Source organism: Pseudoflavonifractor sp. 524-17 (assembly GCF_009935845.1).
Taxonomy (GTDB): Bacteria; Bacillota; Clostridia; order Oscillospirales; family Oscillospiraceae; genus Pseudoflavonifractor_A.
In genome coordinates, this window is record NZ_QWEK01000012.1 from 166176 (window position 1) to 173273 (window position 7098).

General features: G+C 66.3%; 6 protein-coding genes. 3 read left to right on the forward strand and 3 right to left on the reverse strand.

Annotated features, from left to right (window positions below; genetic code table 11):
- Nucleotides 1-36: 36 nt before the first annotated feature.
- The gene (locus D1159_RS04955) at nucleotides 37-1287 is read right to left on the reverse strand and encodes a pitrilysin family protein (RefSeq protein WP_161844568.1); all 1251 of its coding nucleotides are present in this window, start codon (nucleotides 1285-1287) and stop codon (nucleotides 37-39) included.
- Nucleotides 1288-1536: 249 nt separating this feature from the next.
- Between D1159_RS04955 and D1159_RS04960 the strand changes: the two genes are divergently transcribed.
- Both D1159_RS04960 and thiI read left to right on the forward strand, forming a co-directional pair.
- The gene (locus tag D1159_RS04960; RefSeq protein WP_161844569.1) at nucleotides 1537-2325 is read left to right on the forward strand and encodes a protein-ADP-ribose hydrolase; all 789 of its coding nucleotides are present in this window, start codon (nucleotides 1537-1539) and stop codon (nucleotides 2323-2325) included.
- 86 nt (nucleotides 2326-2411) lie between these two features.
- Nucleotides 2412-3584 (forward strand): tRNA uracil 4-sulfurtransferase ThiI, encoded by a 1173-nt coding sequence (gene thiI, locus D1159_RS04965; protein WP_161844570.1) that lies wholly within the window; start codon nucleotides 2412-2414, stop codon nucleotides 3582-3584.
- A gap of 18 nt (nucleotides 3585-3602) precedes the next feature.
- Here thiI and D1159_RS04970 read toward each other — a convergent pair whose 3' ends face one another.
- Both D1159_RS04970 and D1159_RS04975 read right to left on the reverse strand, forming a co-directional pair.
- Complete coding sequence (locus D1159_RS04970; RefSeq protein ID WP_161844571.1) at nucleotides 3603-4220, reverse strand: TatD family nuclease-associated radical SAM protein; 618 nt, start codon at nucleotides 4218-4220, stop codon at nucleotides 3603-3605.
- 5 nt (nucleotides 4221-4225) lie between these two features.
- Nucleotides 4226-5002: a TatD family hydrolase gene (locus D1159_RS04975; RefSeq protein WP_161844572.1), complete on the reverse strand. Its 777-nt coding sequence runs from the start codon at nucleotides 5000-5002 to the stop codon at nucleotides 4226-4228.
- Between the two features lie 337 nt (nucleotides 5003-5339).
- On the opposite strand from D1159_RS04975, the gene D1159_RS04980 reads away from it, so the two are divergent.
- Nucleotides 5340-6860 (forward strand): YifB family Mg chelatase-like AAA ATPase, encoded by a 1521-nt coding sequence (locus D1159_RS04980; protein WP_161844573.1) that lies wholly within the window; start codon nucleotides 5340-5342, stop codon nucleotides 6858-6860.
- Nucleotides 6861-7098 lie beyond the last annotated feature (238 nt).

Below are 7098 nucleotides of genomic sequence, written 5' to 3' on the forward strand. Positions count from 1 at the left end.
ATGTATGTCAGGCTGTGGAAAAAACGCCGCCTGTTTTTACCCCTCAATCAGAGTCCTGTACTCCTCCTCGCTTCTCACCCGGCCCACCGCAGACAGAGAGACCTGGGAGAAGTCGAAGATCTCCTCCGCCAAAGCCCGGATATCTCCCCGGCTCACCCTGTCGAACCGCGCAATGATCTCCTCCGGGGTGAGCACCCGGCCCAGCAGCAGCTCCCCCCGGGCCATGCTGCTCATCCGGGCGTGGGTGGACTCCAGGCCCAGCAGCACGTTGGCCTTGGCCTGCTCCCGGGCCCGGTCCAGCTCCTGCTGGGTGAGGCCGGCGGCGGCGTACTCCCGCACCACGGTACACACCGCGGCCAGGGCCTGATCCTCCATCTCCCGGCTCAGGGCGGCGTAGACGCCGAAGAGCCCGGTCTCCTCATAGCCGCTGGTGTAGGCGTACACCGAGTAGCACAGTCCCCGGCGCTCCCGTACCTCCTGCCACAGCCGGGAGGACACCCCGCCCCCCAAGGTGGCCGTGAGAATCTGAAGGGCGAAGCGCCGCTCATCTCCCGCCGGCAGGCCGGGGAACGCCAGCAACAGGTGGTTCTGCTCAATGGCCTTGCGCCTGCGGGTGAAGGCGGGGCGGTATTTCCCCAGCGCGGCCGCGCAGACGGGCAGGCGGGCCAGCGCCCCGAACCGCGCCTCCAGCTCCGCCACGTCCTCCCGCCGGAAGCTCCCCGCCAGACAGACCACAATCCGGTCCGGACGGTAGTGCTTTTGCATATAATCCTTCAGCCACGCCCCGCTCATCTTCTCCAGCGTCTTGGGACGGCCCAGGATAGGCCGGGCCAGCGGGGAGCCCCGAAACACCGCCGCCGCCAGCCGCTCGGCGCATACATCCTCCGGATCGTCCTCATACATGCCGATCTCTTCTAAAATCACCCCCCGCTCGGTGGCGGCGTCCCCCTCGTCAAACCGGGAGCGGAAGAGCATCCCGCACAGCAGGTCAACCGCCCGGGGCAGGTGGCTGTCCAGCACCCGGGCGTGGAAGCAGGTACACTCCTTGGTGGTGAAGGCGTTCACCTGTCCGCCGATGGCGTCGATCTCCTCCGCCAGCTGGGCGGCGGTGCGCTCCTGGGTGCCCTTGAACACCATGTGCTCGATAAAATGGGCCGCGCCGTTCTCCCCGGCGCGCTCATGGCGGGAGCCGGTGCCCACCCAGATGCCCAGCGCCGCCGAGCGAACCCCCGGCACCTGCTGGGTTAAAATGCGTACCCCGTTGGGCAGCACTGTCTTGTCGTACATACGCTCCTCCCGAATCATCCGATGTTTTACTGCCATTATAACAGGGCTTTCCCCGCCTGTCAGCAAAAAATCACAGGAAACCCGCCCGTTCTTCCAATGCCCAAGGGGGAGAACGGACGGCACCCTCTGGAAATAGAAGGGAGCTTTTCCACAAAAAACAGGGCGGAGGCGTCCTTTCCGTCAAAAGGGCTTTCCCCCGCCCCGCTTCTGTGATACACTGATGGACAGCGATAATGTGGAGGGATGACTATGTACCAAACGACGGGGCTGGAGGAGCTGCTGCGCGCCCTTTTGGCGGAGGCGGGGCGGGGGGAGGAACCGCTGCCGGAGGACTTCCCCGCCCGGCGGAAGCTGCTGCGGGCGCTGATGAACCAGCGCCCCCCGGTCCCTGCCGCGCCTGAGCTGCTGGCCCTTCAGGACCGGTTTTTGGAAGCGGAGGGGCGGCAGCGGCAGTCCCAGGTGGTCCAGTGGACCGATCTGCCTGTGAGCGCTGTGGACAGCCGCCTGGCCCTGTGGCGGGGGGACATCACCCTGCTGGCCTGCGACGCCATTGTCAACGCCGCCAATTCCGCCTTGCTGGGCTGCTTTCACCCCGGCCACACCTGCATCGACAACGTGATCCACTCGGCGGCGGGCATTCAGCTCCGGCTGGCCTGCAACGCGCTGATGGAGGCCCAGGGCCACCCGGAGCCCCCCGGACAGGCCAAGATCACCCCCGGCTTTCACCTGCCGGCCAAGTATGTCCTCCACACCGTGGGTCCTATCGTCCAAGGGGCGGTCGCTCCCGCCCAGCGGGAGGCGCTGGCGTCCTGCTACCGGTCCTGCCTCACCCTGGCGGAGGCGCACGGCCTGGAGAGCGTGGCTTTCTGCTGTGTGTCCACCGGACTGTACGGCTTCCCACCGGAGCAGGCCGCTCCCATCGCCGTCTCCGCCGTGAGGGACGCCCTGGACCGCTGCCACCACATCCGCCGGGTGATCTTCGACGTCTTCCGCCCGGAGGACGAGGCCCTCTACCGGGCCCTGCTCCTCCATGGATAACTGTATTTACAACCGGGGGCGGCAGACAGGGGGTTGGAGCCCCCCGTCCACCGCCCCCCAGACAAAAATAAATGGAGAACATTGTTATGAACGAGATTATTCTGCTCAAGCTGGGCGAGATCGTCCTCAAGGGCCTCAACCGCCGCAGCTTTGAGGACCGGCTCATCGCCAACGCCCAGCGCCGCCTGCGCCCCTTCGGCGCCTTCAGGGTTTACACCAGGCAGTCCACCCTCTACGTGGAGCCCCAGGATGCCGCCTGCGATCTGGAGGGGGCCTACGGGGCCATGAAGAAGCTTTTCGGCGTGGCAGGCCTGTCCCGGGCCCGCTCCTGCCCCAAGGACAAGGACGCCCTGGTGGCCGCCGCCCAGGACTATCTGGGGGACCGCCTGGCCGCCGCCAAGACCTTCAAGGTGGAGTCCAAGCGGGCGGACAAGTCCTTCCCCATGACCTCCATCCAGCTGTCCCAGTACGTGGGGGGAGAACTCCACGACCGCTACCCCCACCTGAAGGTGGACGTCCGCCGCCCGGAGCTGACGGTCTACCTGGAAATCCGGGACTACGCCGCCTACGTCCACCCCGGCCCGGAGGCCGGCGCCGGCGGGCTGCCGGTGGGCATCAACGGCCGGGCGGTGAGCCTGCTGTCCGGGGGCATCGACTCCCCGGTGGCCTCGTGGATGATCGCCAAGCGGGGCATCGCCCTGGACATGGTCCACTTTTTCAGCTACCCCTATACCTCCCTGGAGGCCAAACAGAAGGTGCTGGACCTGGCCAAGCTCCTCACCCCCTGGTGCGGCCGGCTGATGGTCCACGTGGTCCCCTTCACCGCCATCCAGGAGGAGCTGCGCCGCAGCTGCCCGGAGGAGCTGTTCACCATTCTCATGCGCCGCTTTATGATGCGCATCGCCCAGCGGGTGGCCCGGCGGATCCAGGCCGGGGCCATCGTCACCGGCGAGTCCCTGGGCCAGGTGGCCAGCCAGACCATGGAGGCCATGAAGGCCACCGGCGCCGTGTGTGATCTGCCCATCCTCCGCCCTGTAGTGGGCATGGACAAGGAGGAGATCGTCACCATCGCCCGGAAAATCAACACCTTCGAGACCTCTATCCTGCCCTACGAGGACTGCTGTACCGTCTTCACCCCCCGCCACCCCCGGCTGCGCCCCCTCCCCGGGGAGATCGAGGCCGCAGAAGCCAAGCTGGATATCGACGCTCTGGTACAGGCCGCGGTGGAGGGGATCGAGCGGGTCCGGGTGGATCCGTAGGGATACTGCGGCCGCCCCTCAGTCCGGAATATACGCCCGAATCCTCAGCTGTGCCCCCAGGCTTTCCGCCAGCGCCCGGCACTGCTGAATCTCCGCCTCAGACTTATCCTTATCCACAATGGTCATCACCACCTTGGGCACACAGGCGGCGGCTTTCCGGGTGAAATCCAGCATGGCCTCCCAGCCCTTCACGCCGTCCCTGGGCTGGGTAACGGTGCAGTACTCCTCAGCGGTGGAGCCGTTGAGGGAGACCGATACGGTGTCGATGCGGCCCGCCAGCTCTGGGGTCACGTCCCGGCCCAGGATGAGGTTGGCGTGGCCGTTGGTGTTGATGCGTACCGGGGGCAGGCCGTCCACCTGCTCCTTCAGCCGGTCCACCAGCCATAGAATATCGTCTGTGCGGAACATGGGCTCCCCAAAGCCGCAGAAGACCAGCTCCCGATAGGAGGCCAGGGGCCGGCTGAGGAGGTTGTTTAGGGCCTCTTCCCGGCTGGGCTCGTGCTCCAGCCACAGGTCGTCAGCGTAGATGCTGCCCTTGTGCCCGTTGTGCCGCAGGCAGAAGACACAGGCGCAGTCGCACCGGTTGGTCAGGTTTACATACAGAGCACCTTCGTACTCATAGCTGATGGTCATCATTGCTGTCAAGCCTCCTGTGGGATGCGGAAGAACCGCCGTCCGTTTTGTGTGGTGATATGGGCCACCTCTTCGGTGGAAAGGCCCTTGAGCTGGGCCACAGTCTCCGCCATACGGCAGAGATAGCCGGAGTCGCACCGTCTCCCTCGGAAGGGCTCCGGCGTCATGTAGGGGGCGTCGGTCTCCAGCATAATGTGCTCCATGGGGAGCCACTCCAGCACCTCCAGGGCCCGGCGGGCTTTTTTGAAGGTGATGTTGCCGGTGAAGGAGAGCATCCACCCCATCTGGACCAGCACCTTGGCCTCCTCCACGCTGCCGGCGTAGCAGTGGAACACCCCACGGACGTTGGGATGGGCCCGGGCGATGTCCAGACAATCCCTGTGGGCGTCCCGGTCGTGGACGATGGCGGGGAGGTCCAGCTCCTCCGCCAGGCTGAGCTGGGCGTGGTAAAACTCCCGGGTCCTGGCCCGGCCGGGCTCGTCCTTTACCCAGTAGTAGTCCAGGCCGATCTCACCGATGGCCTTCACCTTGGGGCGGCGGGCCAGGGCACGGATTTCGTCCAGAGCACGCAGGGGCACCCCCTCCAGATTTTCCGGGTGGAACCCCACCGCGGCATAGAGAAAGGGCCAGCGGTCCGCCAGATCGACGGCAAACCGGGAGCTCTCCAGGTCGCACCCCGGGTTGAGCACCAGCTCCACCCCCTTGGCCTCCAGGCCGGAGAGCACCTGATCCCGGTCGGCGCCAAAGTGTTCGCTGTCGTAGTGGGCATGGGTATCAAAATACATAAAAGCCTCCCTCCCGGGCGGCTGTCCTGCCCCGGGCGTCCTTTAGAGCCTGTTTCCGGTTCCGAAGTATTCCAAATGGCGGCAAAAGGCCACTGGTTGGGCATCTTGCCATTTTTCAAACACGGCCTAAACTCCTGCTCATCATAATACAATACTTTCCCTATGATTGCAAGGGAGAGGCGGGCCGGGTTGTCCTGCGGCGCCTCCGCGCCCCGGAGGAGAAAAGAATGGATTCCCGCAGGCCGGATTCCATTCTTTTCTTTACTTATGCCCCAGATTTTTCTATAATAGTTCTGACAGAGGAAATTTTGTTCTTGGTGTGAAAGGCGGCGGTTTGATGTTCTGCGAGGTGCGTTCTTTGGGGCTGAGCGGCATTGCCGGGTATGAGGTCCGGGCGGAGTGCGACCTGTCCAACGGCCTGCCTGCCTTTGACGTGGTGGGCCTGCCTGACGCGGCGGTGAAGGAGGCCCGCAACCGGGTGCGCTCGGTGATCAAGAACTGTTCCTTTCAGTTTCCGGTGTCCCGGATTACGGTGAATCTGGCCCCGGCGGACCGGCGCAAGGCGGGGACGGTGTACGACCTGCCCATGCTGGTGGGCATCCTCACCGCCGGGGGGCAGCTGCCCCGGCACGACCCCAACGCCGCCTTTGTGGGGGAGCTGTCTCTGGCCGGGGCCCTGCGGCCGGTGACAGGGATGCTGCCCATGGCCCTGGCGGCCAGGCGGGCGGGGATTACAGCCCTGTACGTCCCCGCGGACTCTGCCGCAGAGGCCACTTTGGCCGGGGCGGTGACGGTGTACCCCGTGGAGACGGTGAATCAGCTGGTGGCCCACCTGCGGGGGGAGCGCCCGATCCCCCCGGCGCCGCTGTGGACCCCCTGCGCACAGACAGGGGCGGCGCTGGACTTTTCCGACGTGAAGGGGCAGGAGCAGGGGAAGCGCGCCCTGGAGATCGCCGCCGCCGGGGGACATAACGCGGCCATGATCGGTCCGCCGGGCTCCGGCAAGTCCATGCTGGCCCGGCGGCTGCCCTCCATTCTCCCCGCCCTCAGCGGGCGGGAGGCCCTGGAGGCCACGGAGATTCACTCCGTCCTGGGCCTTACCTCCCAGCAGTCCCCTATGGTCACTCAGCGGCCTTTCCGCTCCCCCCACCACAGCATCTCCGCCATGGGCATGGCGGGGGGCGGCAGTCCCGTCCCACGGCCCGGGGAGATCTCCCTGGCCCACAACGGGGTCCTCTTTCTGGACGAGCTGCCGGAGTTCCACAAGGACGTTCTGGAATCCCTCCGCCAGCCCCTGGAGGAGGGACGCGTGCAGATCAGCCGGGCCGCCGCCAGCGAGATCTTCCCCGCCCGGTTTATGCTGATATGTGCCATGAACCCCTGCAAATGCGGCTGGTACGGCCACCCCTCCGGCCGGTGCCGGTGCAGCGAGGGGGAGGTCAAAAAGTATCTGGGCAAGCTGTCCGGCCCCCTGCTGGACCGGATCGACCTCTATGTGGAGATCCCCGCCCTGGAGTTTGACGAGATCGCCCGCCGGCCCCAGGCGGAGTCCTCCGAAACCATCCGCGCCCGGGTCAGCGCCGCCCGGGCGGTCCAGGCCCGGCGCTTCGGTCCAGACGGCCCTGGCTGCAACGCCCACATGGGCACGCGGGAGATTCAGACCTACTGTCCCCTGGACAGCGCCTGCCAGACGGTGATGAAGGGCGCCTTTGAGCGTATGGGCCTCACCGCCCGCAGCTATGACCGCATTCTCCGGGTGGCCCGCACCATCGCCGACCTGGAGCAGGCCCCCGATATCCAGGTGCCCCATTTGGCTGAGGCCATTCAGTATCGGGAGAGCGGGTATTTCCGGCGGTAACCTCTTCGGGGGAGCTTCTGCCCTCCGGGCGGGCCCCTCCAGGGGGCTTGTGCTCGCCGCACGGGCGCCCTGCGCGGGCGGCGCCAGGGGGCTTTCCCGAAAGCCCCCTGGACCCAAAGGGCCAGAGGGGGGAGGATCCCCCCTCTGGACTCCCCCAGCGCGGGGGGCCAGGCGGCGCACCGCGCCGCCACCACTGCCTCAGCGCCCTGAGCGTCTTTCGAAATAGGTGATCTCTGCG

Bases quoted from the DNA above. Each gene is read 5' to 3' on its own strand.
- D1159_RS04955 (WP_161844568.1), bottom strand. From the start codon at position 1,287: ATGTACGACAAGACAGTGCTGCCCAACGGGGTACGCATTTTAACCCAG.
- D1159_RS04960 (WP_161844569.1), top strand. From the start codon at position 1,537: ATGTACCAAACGACGGGGCTGGAGGAGCTGCTGCGCGCCCTTTTGGCG.
- thiI (WP_161844570.1), top strand. From the start codon at position 2,412: ATGAACGAGATTATTCTGCTCAAGCTGGGCGAGATCGTCCTCAAGGGC.
- D1159_RS04970 (WP_161844571.1), bottom strand. From the start codon at position 4,220: ATGATGACCATCAGCTATGAGTACGAAGGTGCTCTGTATGTAAACCTG.
- D1159_RS04975 (WP_161844572.1), bottom strand. From the start codon at position 5,002: ATGTATTTTGATACCCATGCCCACTACGACAGCGAACACTTTGGCGCC.
- D1159_RS04980 (WP_161844573.1), top strand. From the start codon at position 5,340: ATGTTCTGCGAGGTGCGTTCTTTGGGGCTGAGCGGCATTGCCGGGTAT.